The organism is Chitinophaga sp. 22620 (assembly GCF_052044405.1).
Lineage (GTDB): Bacteria > Bacteroidota > Bacteroidia > Chitinophagales > Chitinophagaceae > Chitinophaga.
Genome location: NZ_JBQEMV010000003.1, coordinates 190,633 through 208,902, shown reverse-complemented (window position 1 = coordinate 208,902; position 18,270 = coordinate 190,633). Strand labels below are relative to the sequence as shown.

The window sequence follows — 18,270 nt, the reverse complement described above, 5'->3', positions numbered from 1 at the left end:
AAGAACGGCCGCCTGGATAGCGGCCGTTCTTTATTATGCTTTCAGCACCGGGAGGGTGAATTCCTTCACCGCTTCTCCAAGGTCGTACACCGGGGTTTTGCCGCGTAATACACCAGCCATGATGCTGCTGCCCGCAGCACTGCGGTAGCCTCCCGCGCAATGTACCACCACGGGCTTGCCTGCCGGCACTTCTTCCGCCCTTTCGCGCAGTTCGTTCAGCGGGATATTCAAGGCATCGCGAAAAATGGGGGTGGCAGCCGCTTCGGCAGCGCTGCGGATATCCAGGATGGTATACGAGGACTCATGCGATTTAAAATCCTCCACATCCAACCGGCCCATTTTCTCCGGGCCGTCCTGTAATACAAATGCGCCTTTTATCATCGGTTCATACCCGATCTTCGCTGCCCGGGCAGCCAGCGCACGGAGCTTTTCTGTGTTTCCGGCCGCGAGGTAAAAAGGTTCGCCGGGCTTCACCAGCGTTCCCAGCCAGGTTTCAAAGGCGTTGCCTTCCTGGAGGTTAACGGACCCTGGAAGGGCACCGTCTTTGAATGTTGAAGCGGGCCGCGCATCTATAATGACAACTCCCTTCACCGGAGCTACCGCAACTTCCGAAAAATTGATCCTTTCCAGTGCAGTATCCAGCGCTTCAGCTCCTTTGCGGTTCACCTCCACGTCGTATGGAAAATAAGCGGGGATGAACGGCTGCTCGCTGATAAGCATCCGCACGAATTCATCTTCGGGCATTTGCTGCAACGACCAGTTGCTGCGTTTTTCCTCGCCAATCGTATTGCTGCTCTCCTGGCTCAGCGACTTCCCGCAAAGCGAGCCTGCGCCATGCGCGGGGTATACCGTTACGGCATCGTCCAGCACCGCCAGTTTTTCACGGAGTGAATGGTACATTTGCCTGGCCAGCACTTCACGGGCCGCCATGATGCTGCCTGCGTGCTCGCGCAGGTCGGGCCGGCCGCAATCACCTATGAACAGCGTATCGCCGGTGAACACCGCTTTGTCTGCCCCTTCGTGCTCCAGCACAATGCTGATGCTGTCCGGGGAATGGCCCGGCGTATTGAGCGCTTTGAGCTTTATTTTTCCCAGCACGATCTCATCCCCCTCATCAAAATCCCGGTGCGGGTAACTGACGCCGGAGAGGCGGGAACAATATATGCTGGCTCCGGTAAGCTGGTGCAATTCCAGGTGGCCGCTTGCAAAATCCGCATGCGGGTGCGTTTCTATCACGCCGGTTATTTTCGCTTGGTTTGCCCTGGCAAACTCGAGGTAAGGCGCGATATCCCTCGAAGGATCGATCAATACGATTTCAGACGCGGATATGCTTAAGATGGCGTAAGAATAATGTGCCAGCGGACGGTCTTCGAATTGTTGAATTTTCATCGTTGATTATTTTAATGGCAAATTAGCACTAAGCTGATTGAAAGACGGTGACCACGGTCACCGCGGCTCCTGATAATTACGGGCGCTAATGCGGCAGCTTTTCCCGGTAGCGGCCGTAGACCCAGGTTCCTGCCACAGCACTCAGCAAAGTGACGGACACCACCGTGGCTCCCGTGCCTATCTGGGCAAACAGCGGGCCGGGGCAGGCGCCGGTAAGCGCCCAGCCCAATCCGAACAGTAATCCACCGTATACCTGCCCTTTGTGAAATTGTTTTTTCTGAAAAGTGATCTGACCGCCATCTATCGTGCGCAGCCTGAATTTTTTGATCAGCCATACAGACAACATTCCGGTAATGATGGCAGAACCGATCACCCCGTACATATGGAACGATTGGAACCGGAACATTTCCTGGATGCGGTACCAGCTGACGATCTCCGCTTTTACAAAGACCACCCCGAACGCAAGGCCTACCAGCAGGTAACGGAGCAGGTGAGGCCACTTACGCGGTGACTTTATTACGCTTGCTGCGGCATGCAGCCGGACGGGCATTTTTAATTTGTTTGTTATCATTGCAAAGCGGCTTTTAAATTGATAAAATAGCTGGCAAAAGGAAGTGTGACATCAGCAACCCGCCTGCCATAAAACAGCACGTGGCTACCAGCGAGGGCCATTGCAGCGTGGAAAGCCCCATAATGGCATGCCCGCTGGTACAGCCTCCCGCATATCTTGCCCCGAAGCCAACCAGGAAGCCGCCGCCGATCATCACGATGAGCCCTCGCAGGCTGAACAGCGACTGCCAGCTGAAGAGGTCTTCCGGCACCAGCCCGCCGATGCCAATTCCGTAACTACTCAGTTCGCCGGCCAGCGAGGGGTTCACCCGGATAAGATCAGGCGCAACCAGCCACAAAGCCGACACAATACCGCCAAGGAGTATTCCCCCTACGAAGAACAGGTTCCAGGCTTCGCTTTTCCAGTCGTATTTAAAAAAGGGGATATTGGGTGAGCAGGCAGCGCACATATGCCGCAGGGAGGAACTGATGCCAAATGATTTATTGCCCAGCAGCAACAGCGCGGGCACGGTCAGGCCTATCAGCGGGCCCGCCACATACCAGGGCCAGGGCTGCCGCAACATTTCAATTATATTCATGGTCATTATAAAATTTCACGGATGAGAATGTAAGTACCGGTTATCAATACCAGGAGGCCGAATACACGCTTCAGCCAAACGGCGGGAATATTTCGCGCCAATCTGCCACCGGCCAGGATGCCTGCCACCGCGATGGCGGTGAGCCCCAGTAAAAACAACCAGTCGGTATCGTAGTGCCCGAGGTCCCCGGCAAAGCCAGCCAGGGAATTGACGGCGATAATGAGCAAAGATGTGCCCACCGCAGTTTTCATAGGCAGCTTCACCAGTATCACCAGCGCAGGGATGAGCAGGAAGCCTCCGCCGGCGCCCAGCAAACCTGTAATGAGACCAAGACCTACGCCGTACACTACCAGGCGGCACTTGCCGCAAACCGGTGCAGCGGGCCGCCCGGCGGGTAAAGCTTCAGGTTTAAGCATGAAAAACGCTGCTGCGATCATCAGCAACGCGAAGAGGATCATCGTGGCCACATCTTTAGTAAGGGCAAAATCACCGGAATGCAGCAATACGTCCGGGATGGCCGGTAGCAGGAATTTCCGCGCGGTGAACACGGTAAATACGGAAGGCAGGCCAAATAACAGGGCCGTCCGCAGGTCCACAAGACGGCGGCGGAAATTGCCGGCCGCGCCTGCAAGGCTGGTGCTGCCCACAACAAAAAGGGAATAGGAGGTGGCCAGCCCGGGGGAAAGGCCGAAGAGATATACCAGTACCGGTACGGTAAGAATTGCGCCTCCGCCCCCCGTCATGCCCAGGGCTAAACCAATAAAAGCGGCGGCCAGGTAACCAACGATCATCGTATCAATGTTTTGATTACTCAAAATTCATTCATACGCCGGTCAAAAACAGTGACTTTGGTTACACAGAATACTTTATTTCGACAGCGTTGCGGCGGAGGCTTATCAGCCCGCGCTGCTCCATCTTTTTCAGGAGACGGGAAATGACCTCGCGTGAAGAATTGAGGTCCGCCGCTATTTCCTGGTGGGTCAGTTTTAATTCCCGGGAACCAAGTTTTGCCGATTGTTTGGCCAGATAGATCTGTAAGCGTTCGTCCATACTATGAAACGCCACACTGTCCAGCACCTCCAGCAATTCCTCGAACCGGCTGCGGTACGATTCCACGACGAAGCGATACCAGCTTTTGTGTTCGCGCATCAGCTGTTCCATGGCTTCTATGGGCAGCATAATGACCACCGCGTCCGTCTCCGCCTTTCCCATCACTTTGCTTTCCCTGGCAGATGCCGCGCAGATCATGGACAAAGCGCATGCGCTGCCCGGTTCCAGGTCGTACATAAAAATCTCTCCCCCTTCTCCTCCTTCGCGGTATATCCTGATACGGCCTTCAGCCACCAGCATCGTAGACTTTAGGAACTGTCCGCTGCGCATGAGGGTCTCACCGGCCGGCACCTCCCTGAGCGTACCGATGCGGGCGATGGCTTCGCGGAGCGATGGCTCCAGGGCGGGGAAGTGTGTATTTATATATCCGGCTATGTCTGTGGGCTGCATGAGGTCAAAGAATTTACACAAAAATAGGGAAAAGGGAAGGAGCAGGATCAGGCGGTAACTTGGCGTTCTCCGCCCGTAATAACTTTTCCATCACATTGTCTTTAAACTTCCGCATCGCTGAAGCAAGATTGAGAGGCACTATCGCTTATCATAGCGGCTCGTGATCTTGGTCATTGGTAATAACACTCGTCTGTCTCAACTTTATCCCCGCAGCATCCGGAAATATAGCAGGTATTTGCTGTGGCGGCGGAAGAAATAAAGAATGAAGATATTACGGGCCTGATGATATTAAAAACCAATTTAATTATGGAAAAGACATTTGAAAACAAGGTAGCCATCGTGACCGGTGGCTCATTCGGGATTGGCAAAGCAACAGCCCTCGCATTTTCTGGAAGGGGGGCAAAGGTTGTAATTGCGGACCTGGTGGAGGATAGTGAAACTTACAACGCAATCGTTGCGGGCGGCGGGGAAGCTATTTTCGTAAAATGTGACGTATCAAAAACAGCTGATGTGAAAAAGCTTGTTGAAAGTACAATTTCAACATATGGCAGGCTTGATTACGCATTTAATAATGCAGGCATCGAGGGAATATCAGCCCCTGTACAGGATTGTACGGAAGATAATTGGGACAGGACAGTTGGCGTTAACCTTAAAGGCATCTGGCTATGCATGAAATACGAGATTCCTGAAATGCTGAAACAAGGTAAAGGAGTGATTGTCAATTGCGCTTCTATTGCCGGGTTGGTCGGGTTTCCCGGCTTGCCGGCCTATGTCGCTTCCAAGCATGGTGTGATCGGGTTGACAAAGACATCGGCGCTTGAATGCGCAAAGCTCGGGGTGAGGGTAAATGCCGTTTGTCCCGGAGCAATTAAAACGGCGATGATAGACAGGATTACCGGAAACAAAAAAGAAGCGGAAGAGCAGTTTGCAAATATGGAGCCCATCGGCCGGCTGGGTAATCCGGATGAAGTAGCCAACGCAGTGATATGGCTATGCTCCGATGAAGCATCTTTCGTAACCGGCCACGCAATGACCGTCGATGGGGGATGGGTAGCACAGTAATATAGTTGGAACGTGACCAATGGGAAAGCCGGTCTGTTCGTCAGGAAGGTCAAGTGTAGGACATGAATAACTTATATTTTTGGCATTCCTGGTTTTATAGTTTGCGCAGCTGTAATTATTTAAAGCGATTGCTCCTTCCCATCTGTTATCCGTTTTTACCATTTGCGCGCAGGGCTTTTATGATGAACGATTCCGTTCCGCTGCTATATGCTGCGGAGGCAAACGCAGCCTTTGTTACCTGATCGATAGCCTCGATATCAGAAGGCTTTTCCCTCCTGATAGTATAATTGTGGCGGGCCCAACACAGATATTTCGGTGTCAGAGATAGAAACTTTATGCTAACTATCTTTTTCATTTTTCGATGATTTTTCTATCCTGTCAATCAATTCATGAAGAACAACCCCATCCTGGAAATCTGGCGCTTTTCTTGAGCCTGTCCGGATATCTTCAGCGATAAGTGCATAGAGGTGACCAACATTACGTGCTCCTGAAAACGACGGCCACCCATTGTAGACACTGGCAGGCGGGGTAAGTGTTTTTAACTCTTTTTCCTCACCTTTCGCGCCTTTAATAACGAGCTGAACAATTTGGCCATGCCCATTATCGCCGGTTACTTGCAGGTCACCCTCTGTGCCGTTGATCTCCCATAATAAGTTGGTGCCGCGTGTTATACCGCCACGATAATGCACCGATAAGGCGGCACCGCCTTTTAATGTCCCATGTATTAATAACTGGTCCTGGGTGTTCTTCTCCTTTAAATCTCCCGTATCGATAATCCTGACCTGGTCAAACTGTGTTAGCATTCGGGCCGATAATTGGTCAATACTGCCAAGAACCTCCGTTATGCCGACCAGGGTATGTGCTAAAGGTATGGATTGCAGCGTTGCACCATTGGCCTGATCGTAGAGGTAGTAATGATCCTCTGTTGCTTCATTTCCCCAGCTACCTCCGGCACCGATCAGGGTGGTGGATAATACTTTACCTACATAACCATCTGAGATAAGCTGTTTCAGGTAGGTCACCTCAGGCGCGTAGCGCATTTGTGTTCCGATTGCAGCAATAACGCCTTTCTGGCTGGCCAGCTCAGCCAGTTTCCTGCCTTCCTCCAACCCGTTCCCCAAAGGCCATTCACAAAAAACATGTTTGCCGGCATTCAAAGCTGCGCTGACCAGTTCAAAGTGATAGGGAACTTTTACCGTTACCACAACCAGGTCGATCTCCGTGGAGCTTACCAGTGATTGCGTACTCTCAAAGGCATAAGGCAGGTTCAAGGCCCCGGCTGTTTTTTTTGAGCTTTCATAACTGCGGTTAGCTACACCGACGATCTCAAAATCATCAGCTAATGAATTTAATGCCGGTAAGTGGGCCGCTGCTGCCCAGTGGCTGTCGGGGTTAAGCCCGATAAAACCTACACGGATCTTTTGTTTGTTCATGTTGCTATAGTTAAATCAACACAGTCAGGACTGTGCAGGCCGAATGTGCGTTCTACAAGTCATTGTCTCTAATAGATATTAACATTTCTAAAATGTCTTTCCTATCACAAAGTTCGGTAATTAGACCTATTGCAGCTTATGGAAATCAAACCAATGATTAAGAGTTTCAAACCTCGCTGGCGCGAAGTGCTTTTGGATTGGTACCGGTCATCCGTTTAAAATAGTTGTTGAAGTAGCTGGGATATTCAAAGCCCAAAGCATAGGCAATATCTGCAATATTCCAATCAGTATGCTGTAACAAGGCTTTTGCTTCAACTATGATCCGCTCAGCGATATGGTTGCTTGTAGGTTTTCCGGTGGTCTCTTTGACCATACGGCTGAGGTAGTTCACATGGATAGACATACACTGAGCGTAATCCCGGGCTGTTTTCAGGGCGATTGGTTTATCAGGGCTTTCAACAGGGAATTGTCTTTCGAGCAGTTCCAAAAAAACAGCAGTGATCCTAGAGGCGGCATTTTTTTGCTTGTCAAAATTTTCAGAAGGTTGCATTTTCATGGCCTCATGAAGGATGAGGTTGATATAATTACGGACAAGGTCATCCTTAAAAGAATACTCACTTCTTTGTTCCTCTATCATTTTTTCAAAAAGCACATTGAGGAAAATGCGCTGGTCATCAGTGATATTTAATAGGGGAGTACCCCCAGTCCTGAAAAATGGCGATTGCTGAAGCATACAATCACGCTCAGATACCTTCAGGAAATCCGCTGAGAATAGGCACGTGTAGCCAACAAACGTGCTTGACAAAATTTCCCAGGAATAGGGCACATGTGGATTGCCGAAAAACAGAACAGTGCCCTCAGCTTCAAAGCTACGATCCGTATAATGAATGGCACTTTTTCCGGTCGTCAAACAAATCTTATAAAAATCTTTCCTGCTATAGGCGCGTGCCGCAGCACGGTCCTCATTAACTCGGAGGACATTGAATTTTTTAAGCTTAAGTTCGTTGTTGCTATCGGAGACGGACCGAATTATCTTTTCCTGCATAAAGCAAAGTTAAGAAAATCTAACTAAACATATGTAATAGTAGCCATATGTTTAGTTACCATTTAATACCCGCTCTACTGCACTATTTGATGGAAAACCAAAAATTAGCATTTTTGAATTATAGCAAATGCACCTATGTAAAACTAAATCTAGGTGGGTCATAGTTTAAAAAACAAAAATAGCAATGCTGCTGGATATGGATAATTCATATTGCGGCATTGCTATGGACTGATCGGTCCGTGATTTTTGTTTTGGCAGGTTATTGCCCTGCGCTAGTGCCTATCCGGTAATCTTCAGCGATCCGACCAGGCCGTGCTGGAACGTGAAATTAAAGTGCAGGACTGCTGGGCTGCCGGGAAATGTTCCTGAAACCTCGGCTTCAAGTACCGAGCCATTGTCACTGTCCTTATAGCTGATCGGTTTTAACACGCTCTGATATTCCTCGTTTGATCTTTCGATCCAATTTTGGATTGCCTCTTTTCCGGTATGTGTCTTTCCCTCGTCGAATACTACGGCATTTTCTGAAAAAAGAGAAGCATAGGCTGCGCCATCGTGGCTGTTCTGTGCTTCGACCAGGTCGGTTATTAATTTGGGTAAGTTCATGATATTTATTTTTAGATTAACATATTGATGTACAAATTTCGGTAGTATCTGCATAACTGGCAATAAGGGTATTACGATTCGGATAGGGAATAATTTATCCGTATTGATTGTCAGGGAGCCTACGCATATCTTTGGTACATGTACGAGAAAAAAACTTTGCCCAGCCTCAGCTGCGGACTGGACCTGGTCGGAGAGGTGCTTTACGGCAAGTGGAAGATCAGGCTATTGTGGTTCATCAACGAAGGCTACCTGCGTCCGGGCGAACTGCAACGGAAGATACCAGATGCAAGCCGCCGGGTCATCAACATCCAGTTAAAGGAACTAGAAGAGCATGAGCTTGTGGCCAGGACGATCTACCCGGTAATGCCTCCAAAAGTCGAGTATACACTCACCGATTTCGGCAAGACTCTTATACCCGTGCTCACCTCCGTCGGACTGTGGGGAGATGAGTACCAGGACAGGTTAAAGCGGGTAATACTAAAGGGATATCCAGACCATGTTCAATCGAATGCGGTTCAATCGAAAGACCAGATGATTTAGGTTATTTCAGCGCGTATTTTATCCCTGGCAGCAGCCTGGGGTGGAAAATCAATATTTTATATGGCAGGTATGGTGCCTCCGTCGATCACAAATTCTTTTCCGGTCGGATAGCCGGCCCTTGGGGATACCACGAAGCCCGCCAGTTCGGCAACTTCTTCTGGCATAGCTGCCCGTCCATAGGGAATGCCCCCAAGTGCATCCATCACGCTTTGGGTAGATGTTCGATAGTAATGTCCCCGTTCTCAGAAATCGCTCCATCATTCTTACGGGCGCTAACAAATTGGTATTTATGGTCTCCTCCCGAATTGCGAAGATTGAATTGGCCCCACATATTTGCCCGGGCATTTGAATAAGTTGGAAAGCCGGAGAATTACCGGTCTGCTATAAATCCAGGCGTTAGTCAATTGTGGACTGCGGAAGTGGCACATAAATCTGAATCATGGGAAAAATGTACAAGACAGTTATCAGTATGTCCATTTTTTACCCCCGGCATTCTCCCCACCTTTGTACTGTCAACAAACAACAAATATTATAACCATTTAAAAAAAATGAAAAAAATGAAGACTCTTATTCTAACAACCAGCCTGATCATGACATTAATTACCAGCCAATTGGCATTTTCACAAACCCAAAGGGTTTCAGCTTCTGCCGGAAGAGCAGAATATGTTGAGGTGGAGCCTGGTGTAAAACTTCATGTAACAGACCTTGGAGATGGACAGCCGATCGTGCTGATCCACGGATGGCCACTGAGTGATGAAATGTACCAGTACCAATACCAGTACCTGGTGAGGAAGGGCTTCAGGGTGATCGGGATTTCCCTGCGTGGTTTCGGTAAATCTGACAAACCCTACGGAAAGTACGACTTTGACGTTTTTTCGGATGATATCTATGCCGTCCTTCATACCCTAAAGATCGAGAATGCCGTACTGGGTGGATTTTCAATGGGCGGAGCTGCAAGCATCCATTATATAAACAAATACAAATCGGCTCATATTAGTAAACTGGCCCTTTTTGGAGCAGCGGCGCCATCCTGGAAACAGCGCCCGGGCTACAGCTACGGAATATCCGAGGAGGATGCTGCCGGACTGATCAAGCAGACCATCACCAGCAGGGAGGATCTGATCGCAGGTCTGGGAGCAGCATTCGCGGCCGAGGGCACCACACTTCCCAAAAATACCGAAAGATGGCTGGAGAGCATCAACCTGTCGGCAAGTCCATATGCGGTTACCGAATCCATCGCCTCCCTTGGAGAGCTTGACCTTCGCCCGGTGCTCAAGGATATCACAATTCCCGTTGCCATATTCCAGGGAGTGAAGGATAAATTGATCGGGTATGCCCATGCAGAACAGTTGCACAAGGGCCTGAAAAACTCCTACATCGTGAGGTTCGAGAAAAGCGGACATGCACTGTTTGTGGAAGAGATGGACAAGTTCAACTCAGAACTTGAAAAGTTTGCAAGGAAATAGAAGCAAGAGCTACCTGCAGGTTCTCAAACCAGGGCCGCAGGTAATTTTTGTTTTAACCCCCAATTGGATTTATCAACAAGAATGGTAATTTTAATTTAAGTATTTATTAACCGGCCCCCTCATGAAACAGCGCATCTTTGATGTAAATCTTAAGACCATTGGCATGGTTCATATCGATTCGGACAGTGTTGAAGATATTAATTCTGAAACCTATAAATCCTATATCAAGGTTCTCTACCTCAATGAGGGGTTTGAGATAAAGGTGGATTTCAAGATATACAGCACGGACGGCCCCACGCTGTTCTTCATAAGCCCGAACCAGGTACTCAGCATTGATGAACTGGGACGACAGCCGGGCCTTCTTGTGTTCTACAACCGTGACTTCTATTGCATCCAGCTGCACGATGAGGAGGTTGCCTGTGACGGGCTGCTGTTCAATAACATTAATAACATGCCCATGACAACCATACCCGAGCAGGATGCCGGCTTCATTGAGTATCTCTTCTCCAGGATCCAGGATGAGTTTGAACTGAGGGACAGCTCGCTGGAAGAAATGATAAGGACCTACCTCAAACAGCTCTTGATCAAGTCGACACGGTTATGGAAGGTGCAGCACCTGGACGGGGCAATGGCCTCAAGGCCCGGCACCGACCTTGAATTCTTCAGGAAGTTTACCCAACTCGTTGAAGCGAATTACAAGGAAAAGCACAATGTTGCTGACTACGCTGACATGCTTTTGCTTGCGCCAAAGACCCTCACCCACAGGTTCAAGCGACTAAGTCTCCCCCAGCCAAATGACATTATCAAGAACAGGATCATCCTGGAGGCAAAGCGGCTGTTGGTACATACCGACTGGACGGCAAAGGAGATTGCCTATGCCCTGGGCTATGACGATCCGGCCTACTTCAGCAGGCTATTTTTTATAAAGACCGGGGAGCCACCTTCCGGCTTCAGAAAAAAATATCTGAGTGCAAATGAGCCAGGCCAGGCTTAACCTTTTATAACGTTATCTATGGTTACTTTCAACAACTACCGGGGAATTAATTATTAATACAAAATAAATAGCCACAACCAGCGCAATTGCGGCCGAAACCCCAAACGCCATATCAGCCCCGAACTGAAACCACAGCCATCCCGTCAGCGAACTCGCCAGCATGATGCAAATGCTCTGGAAGGCGGTATAAGTACCGATGGCCGTGGCGGTTTCCGAACTGTCCGTGATATTACTGATCCAGGCTTTGGAAACTCCTTCCGTAGCCGCGGCATACAATGCGTAGAGCAGGAACAGCCCGCCATACCAATACCAGCTGCCGGAAACGGTCATCCCGGAATACACCAGTACAAACAGAAGTAATCCAACTACGAAAATATTCTTCATCCCCATGCGATCGGCAAGCACTCCGACCGGGAACGCCGCAAGGGCATATACGAGATTGTAAAAAATGTACACACCAATGGTTTCCGTATCTCCCAATCCGGCTTGCTTTACCTTCAGCAGCAAAAACACATCGGAACTATTGCACAAGGTAAAAACCAGTAACCCCGCTACCAGCTTACGATATGCAACCGGGCTTTCCCTCCAGTACCGAAGGAATGAGAAAAACGACACCCGCTTCGCGGCGCTCTGCGGCGGGCGTTGCTTATCCTTCAGGAAAAAAGACAGCCCGATGGCGAGAACACCCGGGATGAATGCCAGCACGAACATCGTTCGGTATTGCCCAGGATAGAAATACAGATAAACCAACGCCACGGCAGGCCCGATAACGGCGCCGAGGGTGTCCATCGAGCGATGGAAGCCGAAAACCCGGCCTTTGGTGGCCGGCGTTGCCTCGTCGGACAGCAACGCGTCGCGGGCGCCGGTCCGGATGCCTTTGCCCAACCGGTCGACGGTGCGCGCCAGGAAAATCCACAATGGCTGGATCATCACCGCCATCATGGGTTTGGAAATCGCACTGAAGACGTACCCCAGCCGGACGAACGGTACACGCTTACCCACGTGGTCGGACATCTTCCCGAAATACCCTTTGCTGAGGCCTGCCGTTGCTTCCGCCACGCCCTCCAGCACGCCGATCAGCAGGATGGAAAAACCGATGCTCTGCAGGTAAATAGGCATGACGGGGTACAGCATTTCGCTGGCAACATCCGTCAGCAGGCTGATAAATGAAAGTACCCAAACCGTGCGTGTCAAATACTTCATATTTTATCAAATTACAACGTTAACCTGATTCCGCCGTTAAAAATGAAACCGTCTATCGGCGCGTATATCTCCCCGAAATCACTGCCACAATCTTCAGCATACGACGAGAACGAAGCTGCACCGGATATTACGGCGGGCCGTCTTCAAATAATGCTGATTACCATTCTCTTCTTTGATTTATAATAAATATTTAACATTTATATTCCATTGGCCATTTTGAGGACTGGCGAACTTATCGTAATATTGCAATAAATTATCTGATAATGGGAATCACGCGGACAGAATTATTCAGCAAGAAGCAGAACGATATGGCGAATATGGCGAAAGTAATAGCTCACCCGGCCCGTATTGCAATTTTACAATATCTTATCAATGTCAATACCTGCATTTGCGGGGATCTGGTGGAGGAACTGGGCCTGGCACAAGCGACCATTTCCCAGCACCTGAAGGAACTGAAAAACGCCGGCCTCATCCAGGGCACAGTGGAAGGAACAAGCGTATGTTACTGCATTCATCCTGGAAGCTGGAAAAAATTCAGGGAGCATTTTGCGGCTTTCTTCGTAGAGGTTAAAAACGATGACGGCAGCTGTTGCTAAAGGCTGTCTATTTTTTTAACTTTTAGTATCGTTACATTGCAATATACATATTAAATAGACATGCGGATAGCTCTTTTTTCCGACGTACACGCCAATCTTCCTGCTATGGAAGCGGTATTGGCGGATATTGACACAAGAAAACCGGATGCTGTTTACTGCCTGGGCGACCTGGTAGGTTACAACATCTGGCCCAATGAAGTAATAGAACTGGTAAAAGGGCGGGAAATACCGGTCATCGCCGGCAATCATGATTTTGACGTGGCCCGCATGGCGCCCGCCCCTGCAGATTTCGATCCCGCGGCTCCGGGCTCAGGGAACAACAGAGTGTATACAAACTTCCTGCTTACGCCGGAAAGCAGGCAATATCTTTCTGCCATGCAGGAACATCGGCACGTGCAGGTGCCGGCTGGTGCCGGAAGCTCTGTAGAGCTGTTACTGGTGCATGGCAGCCCCAGGGCCATTAATGAATACCTTTTTGAGGACCATGATGAAGATGATTTCCAGGCTCTTTTGGAGAAATACAGCGCGAACATCATGTGCTTCGGGCATACTCACAGGCCGTTTCACCGGAAAATCGGGCAGAACGGGCATGTGATCAATCTCGGGGCGGTCGGGAAACCTAAAGACAGCGATCCCCGCGCCTGTTATGTGATCCTGGATGTGCAGGGGAAAAACGACATCAAGGTGGAATTCGTCAGGGTGGCCTACGACGTGGAGAAAGCGGCAAAGGCGGTGGAACAGAGCCCGCTGCCAGATGATTTTGCAGATATGTTGCGGAAAGCATACTGATATGCTATGATCAAAACACTCACCATCTGTTGCTGGCAGCCGGTAGCTGGCACGCCTGCGGAAAATACGCAAAGGCTTTGGGGCATCCGGCCCGCGTGGAGATATCGTGAGCGAAGTGCGGCTGTCACCAAGCACTGTATCTCAGCATTTAAAGGAATTTAATTTTGCAGGCAAATAAATCAATCGTAATATTGCGATATAACATTTCAAGCTTTAATCTAAACTCATTTTAATATGGAAAACGGGAATGCTTTAAAAGACCTCGTAAGGGAGAAATACAGCGAAATTGCCTTACAGGACAAGGAAACCAATGCCAGCTCCTGCTGTGGCTCTGGTGGCTGTTCTTCAGAGGTGTACAATATCATGAATGAAGATTATTCCACGCTCCAAGGCTACAACCCGGATGCCGACCTCGGCCTGGGCTGCGGCCTGCCTACCCAGTTTGCCAAGATCAGGAAAGGCGACGTAGTGATCGACCTGGGCTCCGGCGCGGGTAACGATGCCTTTATCGCCCGCGCTGAAACCGGCGAGACTGGTAAGGTGATTGGGATCGACTTCACAGAAGCGATGATCAACAAGGCCCGCCATAACGCGGAGGTACGCGGCTTCCATAACGTGGAGTTCCGCGCTGGAGACATCGAGCAGATGCCTGTGAGCGACAGCGTGGCGGACGTTATCGTGAGTAATTGCGTACTGAACCTGGTACCCGACAAAAACGGAGTGTTCGCTGAAATCTTTCGCGTGCTGAAGCCGGGCGGCCATTTCAGTATCTCTGACGTGGTACTGACAGGTAACCTGCCCTCTTCCCTGAAAGAAGCCGCTGAAATGTACGCGGGCTGTGTATCCGGCGCCAGTCAGAAAGAAGTATACCTGGAGCTGATCACCAACAACGGGTTCAAAAATGTAACCATTCAGAAAGAAAAACCCATCATCATACCTGACGATATTTTGGAAAGATACCTCACTCCGGAAGAGCTGGCAGGTTTTAAGAACCAACAGGCCGGCATTTTCAGCATTACAGTGTATGCGGATAAACCGGCTGAGAACTGCTGCGAGCCTGGTTCCGGATGTTGTTAGTCACATCTAAACCTTTAAAAAATGAAAAAGACAATTTCAGTTTTCGTCCTGCTGCTTACTATCGTATTGTTTTCTTCCTTTAACAGGGAAAATGCGGCACCGCGGTTGTATCCTGAATTGGACCGGTATTTTGCGGCGCTGAACCTGAAACAGGTCGACCAGTCTCATGCACAATCTTTGGAAAACATTAAGAGCAATCTTAGTATGAGCAACATGGACCGCGCCGATTGGAACATCATTTTTTATTGCAGTGAAAACTCTTTCCGTAGCCAGGCATCACAGGTTTTTTTGCAAACCCTGAGCTTTGCCAACAAACATAAAAACGTAAAGGTATTTTCTGCCGGTAAAACGGCTTCTGGGGTAGACGCCCGCCTGATCGATTATTTAACGCAGATCGGCTATAAGGTCTCAAAGACAGAAAGAAGGAACGCAACGGCTTACGAAGTGCGTTTCAGCGATCAGGCAGACCCTATCGTATTGTTCTCAAAGCCAGCTTCTGATAAATCCCTTCCCGGCAGCGACGTGACTTCTGTGATCGTTTGTGACAGCGGGAAAGAAGCGGAATGCAAAGATATACAGACGAGCAGCCTGCAGTTCAAGCTCCCCTTCGAAAAAGTCGAAACAGCTGATGCCCGGGATAAAGCAGAAAAGGTATTAAAGCACATCGCCACGGAAATGGCGTATGTAACCAATAAACGAAACTAAAAACATGTCAGCAAATCAATGCGCTCCGGCTGCCGGAAGAAAAAAGCTCAGTTTCCTGGACCGCTATCTTACGCTGTGGATATTCCTGGCGATGGCGGTGGGTGTTGGTCTTGGGTACTTTGTGCCCTCCAGCGCAAAATTCATTAATTCGTTCTCATCCGGCACCACGAACATCCCGCTGGCGATCGGCCTTATCCTGATGATGTACCCGCCGCTGGCAAAGGTGAACTATGGCAAGATGGGCGAGGTTTTCAAGAACACTAAGATCCTGGGCGTGTCCCTGTTGCTGAACTGGGTAATTGGGCCGGTTCTGATGTTTGGCCTCGCCGTGCTTTTCCTGCATGGTTACCCGGAATACATGATCGGCCTGATCCTGATCGGGCTGGCCCGTTGTATTGCCATGGTGATCGTATGGAATGAGCTGGCGGAAGGGAACCGTGAATATGCCGCGGGCCTGGTAGCGTTGAATAGCGTTTTTCAGGTGCTGTTGTATAGTGTTTACGCTTATTTCTTCATCACTGTGCTGCCTCCCTTATTCGGTATGAAAGGGCTGGAGGTAAATGTGACCATCGGTCAGATCGCAGAAAGCGTGGCTATTTACCTGGGCCTTCCTTTTGCCGCAGGGCTTATCAGCCGCTACGCGCTGATCGCATGGAAAGGCGAACAGTGGTTCAGGGAAAAGTTCATCCCGGCCATTTCGCCGATCACGCTGATCGCGCTGCTGTTCACTATCGTGGTTATGTTCAGCCTGAAGGGGGAGCTGATCGTACAGATCCCGATGGATGTAGTGCGCATCGCTATTCCGCTGGCGATATATTTTGCCATCATGTTCCTGGTGAGCTTCCTTCTTGGTAAAGCCATGGGCGCCGATTATTCCAAAAATGCTTCCATTGCCTTTACGGCAGCTGGCAACAACTTCGAACTGGCGATAGCGGTCGCCATTGGTGTGTTCGGCATCAACAGCGGGCAGGCTTTTGCGGGCGTTATCGGGCCGTTGGTAGAAGTACCGGCCCTGATCGCCCTGGTGAACGTAGCCTTCTGGCTGCGTAAACGCTGGTATGGCCAACCTGTTCCCGCAGAAGCATAACCGGAAAGTACAGGCGTTATGCAACAACCTGGTTGTTTACCTCCTTCCGGATGATGCGGCCAGCATAACCGGGGCCTGATCATGTTAAAAAGGATTCTAAACAAATATTTCAGATTATATGCAGAAAGTACTAGTGCTTTGCACCGGCAACAGCTGCCGCAGCCAGATGGCAGAGGGATACCTCCGGTATTTTGCGGGAAACGCAGCCGAGATATACAGCGCCGGCGTTGAAACACATGGCGTAAACCCCAGGGCTATTGCTACGATGGCCGAAGATGGAATTGATATTGCAGGGCATACGTCCAACAACATTTCCGAGTATGCCGGCATACAGTTCGATTATGTGATAACGGTTTGTGACAATGCAAAGGAACGCTGCCCGGTGTTCCCCTCCAGCGCGGCCAGATTCCATGAGAATTTTCCTGATCCCGCAAAGGCCACCGGTACGGAAGCTGAAATCAGCCAGCAATTCCGCGCGGTGAGACATATCATCCGCAATTATTGCGAAAAATTTGTATCCTCCCATCTTAAATCCGTAACCGCCTGACAATATGAAAATTGCCCTTTTTTCAGACATACATGCCAATCTTCCCGCGCTGGAAGCTTTTTTCAAAGATGTGGAATCCCGTAAACCGGATGCGATTTATTGCCTCGGCGACCTGGTAGGCTACAATATCTGGCCTAACGAGGTCATCCAGGAGATACGCAAAAGAGGCATCCCGACCATTGCCGGCAATTATGACTTCGGCATTGGCCGTCGTAGCGACGATTGCGGCTGCGCTTATAAGACGGATGAAGAAAAAGAAATGGGAAAGATCTCCATTTCTTACACCAATTCCATTGTAAAGGACGAGGAAAGGCAATACCTGCGCACGCTTCCGGCGCATATCCGCGTGGAATTCCAGCTGAACGACGCCCAGCTGACACTGATGCTGGTACACGGCAGCCCCCGCAAGATCAACGAATACCTGTTCGAAGACCGGGAAGAAAAAAGCATGCTACGAATCCTGACAGACGCCAACGCAGACATCCTTTGCTTTGGCCACACGCATAAACCGTACCACCGGGTTCTCTGCACGGAGCCCGGTGAGGCGCCCAAGTGCCGGCATGTGATCAATATCGGGTCGGTTGGCAAACCGAAAGACGGCGATCCCCGCGGCGGCTATGTGATGCTGCATATCGATGAAACCCTGTCCATCCATGACAGGAACTCGTTAAAGGTGGAGTTCGTCCGTTTTGAATACGATGTGGAGAAAGCCGCAAAGGCAGTCGAAAGCAGTATTTTGCCCAATGAATATGGCGAAATGCTGAGAAGGGGCAAGTAGTGCGTTCCTGCTCCCTTCCTTCTGATCTCACCAATACAAACGCAAGCATGATTTTATGCAGGAGAGAATAGCACAGCTTTTGGCGCAGCTGGATCAAAAGGTATTACAGCGAATTTGTTCAAAAGTGGATCGTGACGATTGCTGCGAGGATATTCTACAGGATGTTTGCCTGAAGATCATGTGAAGTAACGGCAAATGACTGAATAGGAGAAAGGGCTGCATCAAAAGTAATTACACCGTTTTTATGCGGTTAGCTGATGAAGAGATCTTCGTTTATACGAATCTCAAATCCATCAGTTTACTTTTGA

General features: G+C 49.7%; 22 protein-coding genes. 12 read left to right on the top strand and 10 right to left on the bottom strand.

Annotated elements, in window-relative coordinates:
• Nucleotides 1–33: 33 nt before the first annotated feature.
• From ACTJIK_RS16270 to ACTJIK_RS16250, 5 genes are all read right to left on the bottom strand, one after another.
• Nucleotides 34–1,389: an MBL fold metallo-hydrolase gene (locus ACTJIK_RS16270; RefSeq protein ID WP_440647941.1), complete on the bottom strand. Its 1,356-nt coding sequence runs from the start codon at nucleotides 1,387–1,389 to the stop codon at nucleotides 34–36.
• Nucleotides 1,390–1,474: 85 nt separating this feature from the next.
• Entirely contained in the window at nucleotides 1,475–1,960 is a 486-nt protein-coding gene (locus ACTJIK_RS16265) for a DUF6691 family protein (RefSeq protein ID WP_440647939.1), read from the bottom strand.
• 13 nt (nucleotides 1,961–1,973) lie between these two features.
• The gene (locus tag ACTJIK_RS16260) at nucleotides 1,974–2,537 is read right to left on the bottom strand and encodes a YeeE/YedE family protein (RefSeq protein WP_440647937.1); all 564 of its coding nucleotides are present in this window, start codon (nucleotides 2,535–2,537) and stop codon (nucleotides 1,974–1,976) included.
• Between the two features lie 5 nt (nucleotides 2,538–2,542).
• On the bottom strand, nucleotides 2,543–3,328 hold the full coding sequence (locus tag ACTJIK_RS16255; protein ID WP_440647935.1) for a sulfite exporter TauE/SafE family protein: 786 nt from the start codon (nucleotides 3,326–3,328) through the stop codon (nucleotides 2,543–2,545).
• A gap of 61 nt (nucleotides 3,329–3,389) precedes the next feature.
• Nucleotides 3,390–4,037, bottom strand: coding sequence for a Crp/Fnr family transcriptional regulator (locus ACTJIK_RS16250; RefSeq protein WP_440647933.1), 648 nt, complete (start codon nucleotides 4,035–4,037; stop codon nucleotides 3,390–3,392).
• A 240-nt stretch (nucleotides 4,038–4,277) separates the two neighbouring features.
• Between ACTJIK_RS16250 and ACTJIK_RS16245 the strand changes: the two genes are divergently transcribed.
• Nucleotides 4,278–5,099 carry an SDR family oxidoreductase gene (locus ACTJIK_RS16245; RefSeq protein WP_440647931.1) on the top strand — a complete coding sequence of 274 codons (822 nt, stop codon included), beginning with the start codon at nucleotides 4,278–4,280 and terminating at the stop codon, nucleotides 5,097–5,099.
• Nucleotides 5,100–5,437: 338 nt separating this feature from the next.
• On the opposite strand, the gene ACTJIK_RS16240 is transcribed toward ACTJIK_RS16245, so the two are convergent.
• The 3 genes from ACTJIK_RS16240 to ACTJIK_RS16230 all read right to left on the bottom strand — a co-directional run bounded on the left by ACTJIK_RS16240 (nucleotide 5,438) and on the right by ACTJIK_RS16230 (nucleotide 8,180).
• A complete protein-coding gene (locus ACTJIK_RS16240) occupies nucleotides 5,438–6,532 on the bottom strand; it encodes a Gfo/Idh/MocA family protein (protein ID WP_440647929.1) in 1,095 nt (364 codons plus the stop codon).
• Between the two features lie 166 nt (nucleotides 6,533–6,698).
• The gene (locus tag ACTJIK_RS16235; RefSeq protein ID WP_440647927.1) at nucleotides 6,699–7,577 is read right to left on the bottom strand and encodes a helix-turn-helix domain-containing protein; all 879 of its coding nucleotides are present in this window, start codon (nucleotides 7,575–7,577) and stop codon (nucleotides 6,699–6,701) included.
• A gap of 279 nt (nucleotides 7,578–7,856) precedes the next feature.
• Nucleotides 7,857–8,180, bottom strand: a complete 324-nt coding sequence (locus ACTJIK_RS16230; RefSeq protein ID WP_440647925.1) for a nuclear transport factor 2 family protein — start codon at nucleotides 8,178–8,180, stop codon at nucleotides 7,857–7,859.
• Nucleotides 8,181–8,318: 138 nt separating this feature from the next.
• Between ACTJIK_RS16230 and ACTJIK_RS16225 the strand changes: the two genes are divergently transcribed.
• Nucleotides 8,319–8,720: a winged helix-turn-helix transcriptional regulator gene (locus ACTJIK_RS16225; protein ID WP_440647923.1), complete on the top strand. Its 402-nt coding sequence runs from the start codon at nucleotides 8,319–8,321 to the stop codon at nucleotides 8,718–8,720.
• A gap of 56 nt (nucleotides 8,721–8,776) precedes the next feature.
• Here the strand turns inward: ACTJIK_RS16225 and ACTJIK_RS16220 are convergent, their stop codons facing one another.
• Complete coding sequence (locus ACTJIK_RS16220; RefSeq protein ID WP_440647921.1) at nucleotides 8,777–8,884, bottom strand: hypothetical protein; 108 nt, start codon at nucleotides 8,882–8,884, stop codon at nucleotides 8,777–8,779.
• Between the two features lie 393 nt (nucleotides 8,885–9,277).
• Here ACTJIK_RS16220 and ACTJIK_RS16215 point away from each other — a divergent pair, with 393 nt between their 5' ends.
• Nucleotides 9,278–10,186 (top strand): alpha/beta fold hydrolase, encoded by a 909-nt coding sequence (locus ACTJIK_RS16215; RefSeq protein ID WP_440647919.1) that lies wholly within the window; start codon nucleotides 9,278–9,280, stop codon nucleotides 10,184–10,186.
• A gap of 121 nt (nucleotides 10,187–10,307) precedes the next feature.
• On the top strand, nucleotides 10,308–11,180 hold the full coding sequence (locus ACTJIK_RS16210; protein ID WP_440647917.1) for a helix-turn-helix domain-containing protein: 873 nt from the start codon (nucleotides 10,308–10,310) through the stop codon (nucleotides 11,178–11,180).
• A gap of 12 nt (nucleotides 11,181–11,192) precedes the next feature.
• Here the strand turns inward: ACTJIK_RS16210 and ACTJIK_RS16205 are convergent, their stop codons facing one another.
• Nucleotides 11,193–12,383, bottom strand: coding sequence for an MFS transporter (locus ACTJIK_RS16205; protein ID WP_440647915.1), 1,191 nt, complete (start codon nucleotides 12,381–12,383; stop codon nucleotides 11,193–11,195).
• A gap of 263 nt (nucleotides 12,384–12,646) precedes the next feature.
• Between ACTJIK_RS16205 and ACTJIK_RS16200 the strand changes: the two genes are divergently transcribed.
• From ACTJIK_RS16200 to ACTJIK_RS16165, 8 genes are all read left to right on the top strand, one after another.
• Nucleotides 12,647–12,979 carry an ArsR/SmtB family transcription factor gene (locus ACTJIK_RS16200; RefSeq protein WP_440647913.1) on the top strand — a complete coding sequence of 111 codons (333 nt, stop codon included), beginning with the start codon at nucleotides 12,647–12,649 and terminating at the stop codon, nucleotides 12,977–12,979.
• Nucleotides 12,980–13,039: 60 nt separating this feature from the next.
• Nucleotides 13,040–13,768 carry a metallophosphoesterase family protein gene (locus ACTJIK_RS16195; protein ID WP_440647911.1) on the top strand — a complete coding sequence of 243 codons (729 nt, stop codon included), beginning with the start codon at nucleotides 13,040–13,042 and terminating at the stop codon, nucleotides 13,766–13,768.
• A gap of 106 nt (nucleotides 13,769–13,874) precedes the next feature.
• The gene (locus ACTJIK_RS16190; RefSeq protein ID WP_440649215.1) at nucleotides 13,875–13,946 is read left to right on the top strand and encodes a hypothetical protein; all 72 of its coding nucleotides are present in this window, start codon (nucleotides 13,875–13,877) and stop codon (nucleotides 13,944–13,946) included.
• 56 nt (nucleotides 13,947–14,002) lie between these two features.
• A complete protein-coding gene (locus ACTJIK_RS16185; protein WP_440647909.1) occupies nucleotides 14,003–14,845 on the top strand; it encodes an arsenite methyltransferase in 843 nt (280 codons plus the stop codon).
• A 21-nt stretch (nucleotides 14,846–14,866) separates the two neighbouring features.
• Nucleotides 14,867–15,550: an arsenate reductase/protein-tyrosine-phosphatase family protein gene (locus ACTJIK_RS16180; RefSeq protein WP_440647907.1), complete on the top strand. Its 684-nt coding sequence runs from the start codon at nucleotides 14,867–14,869 to the stop codon at nucleotides 15,548–15,550.
• A 4-nt stretch (nucleotides 15,551–15,554) separates the two neighbouring features.
• On the top strand, nucleotides 15,555–16,637 hold the full coding sequence (arsB, locus tag ACTJIK_RS16175) for an ACR3 family arsenite efflux transporter (protein ID WP_440647905.1): 1,083 nt from the start codon (nucleotides 15,555–15,557) through the stop codon (nucleotides 16,635–16,637).
• 118 nt (nucleotides 16,638–16,755) lie between these two features.
• Nucleotides 16,756–17,184, top strand: a complete 429-nt coding sequence (locus tag ACTJIK_RS16170; RefSeq protein WP_440647903.1) for an arsenate reductase ArsC — start codon at nucleotides 16,756–16,758, stop codon at nucleotides 17,182–17,184.
• A gap of 4 nt (nucleotides 17,185–17,188) precedes the next feature.
• Nucleotides 17,189–17,962: a metallophosphoesterase family protein gene (locus ACTJIK_RS16165; protein WP_440647901.1), complete on the top strand. Its 774-nt coding sequence runs from the start codon at nucleotides 17,189–17,191 to the stop codon at nucleotides 17,960–17,962.
• The last annotated feature ends 308 nt before the right edge of the window (nucleotides 17,963–18,270 follow it).

Coding starts and splice junctions, on each gene's coding strand:
- ACTJIK_RS16260 (WP_440647937.1), bottom strand. CDS start 2,537: ATGAATATAATTGAAATGTTGCGGCAGCCCTGGCCCTGGTATGTGGCG.
- ACTJIK_RS16240 (WP_440647929.1), bottom strand. CDS start 6,532: ATGAACAAACAAAAGATCCGTGTAGGTTTTATCGGGCTTAACCCCGAC.
- ACTJIK_RS16230 (WP_440647925.1), bottom strand. CDS start 8,180: ATGAACTTACCCAAATTAATAACCGACCTGGTCGAAGCACAGAACAGC.
- ACTJIK_RS16195 (WP_440647911.1), top strand. CDS start 13,040: ATGCGGATAGCTCTTTTTTCCGACGTACACGCCAATCTTCCTGCTATG.
- ACTJIK_RS16205 (WP_440647915.1), bottom strand. CDS start 12,383: ATGAAGTATTTGACACGCACGGTTTGGGTACTTTCATTTATCAGCCTG.
- ACTJIK_RS16170 (WP_440647903.1), top strand. CDS start 16,756: ATGCAGAAAGTACTAGTGCTTTGCACCGGCAACAGCTGCCGCAGCCAG.
- ACTJIK_RS16200 (WP_440647913.1), top strand. CDS start 12,647: ATGGGAATCACGCGGACAGAATTATTCAGCAAGAAGCAGAACGATATG.
- ACTJIK_RS16165 (WP_440647901.1), top strand. CDS start 17,189: ATGAAAATTGCCCTTTTTTCAGACATACATGCCAATCTTCCCGCGCTG.
- ACTJIK_RS16220 (WP_440647921.1), bottom strand. CDS start 8,884: ATGCCAGAAGAAGTTGCCGAACTGGCGGGCTTCGTGGTATCCCCAAGG.
- ACTJIK_RS16265 (WP_440647939.1), bottom strand. CDS start 1,960: ATGATAACAAACAAATTAAAAATGCCCGTCCGGCTGCATGCCGCAGCA.
- ACTJIK_RS16250 (WP_440647933.1), bottom strand. CDS start 4,037: ATGCAGCCCACAGACATAGCCGGATATATAAATACACACTTCCCCGCC.
- ACTJIK_RS16270 (WP_440647941.1), bottom strand. CDS start 1,389: ATGAAAATTCAACAATTCGAAGACCGTCCGCTGGCACATTATTCTTAC.
- ACTJIK_RS16180 (WP_440647907.1), top strand. CDS start 14,867: ATGAAAAAGACAATTTCAGTTTTCGTCCTGCTGCTTACTATCGTATTG.
- ACTJIK_RS16185 (WP_440647909.1), top strand. CDS start 14,003: ATGGAAAACGGGAATGCTTTAAAAGACCTCGTAAGGGAGAAATACAGC.
- arsB (WP_440647905.1), top strand. CDS start 15,555: ATGTCAGCAAATCAATGCGCTCCGGCTGCCGGAAGAAAAAAGCTCAGT.
- ACTJIK_RS16215 (WP_440647919.1), top strand. CDS start 9,278: ATGAAGACTCTTATTCTAACAACCAGCCTGATCATGACATTAATTACC.
- ACTJIK_RS16225 (WP_440647923.1), top strand. CDS start 8,319: ATGTACGAGAAAAAAACTTTGCCCAGCCTCAGCTGCGGACTGGACCTG.
- ACTJIK_RS16235 (WP_440647927.1), bottom strand. CDS start 7,577: ATGCAGGAAAAGATAATTCGGTCCGTCTCCGATAGCAACAACGAACTT.
- ACTJIK_RS16210 (WP_440647917.1), top strand. CDS start 10,308: ATGAAACAGCGCATCTTTGATGTAAATCTTAAGACCATTGGCATGGTT.
- ACTJIK_RS16255 (WP_440647935.1), bottom strand. CDS start 3,328: ATGATCGTTGGTTACCTGGCCGCCGCTTTTATTGGTTTAGCCCTGGGC.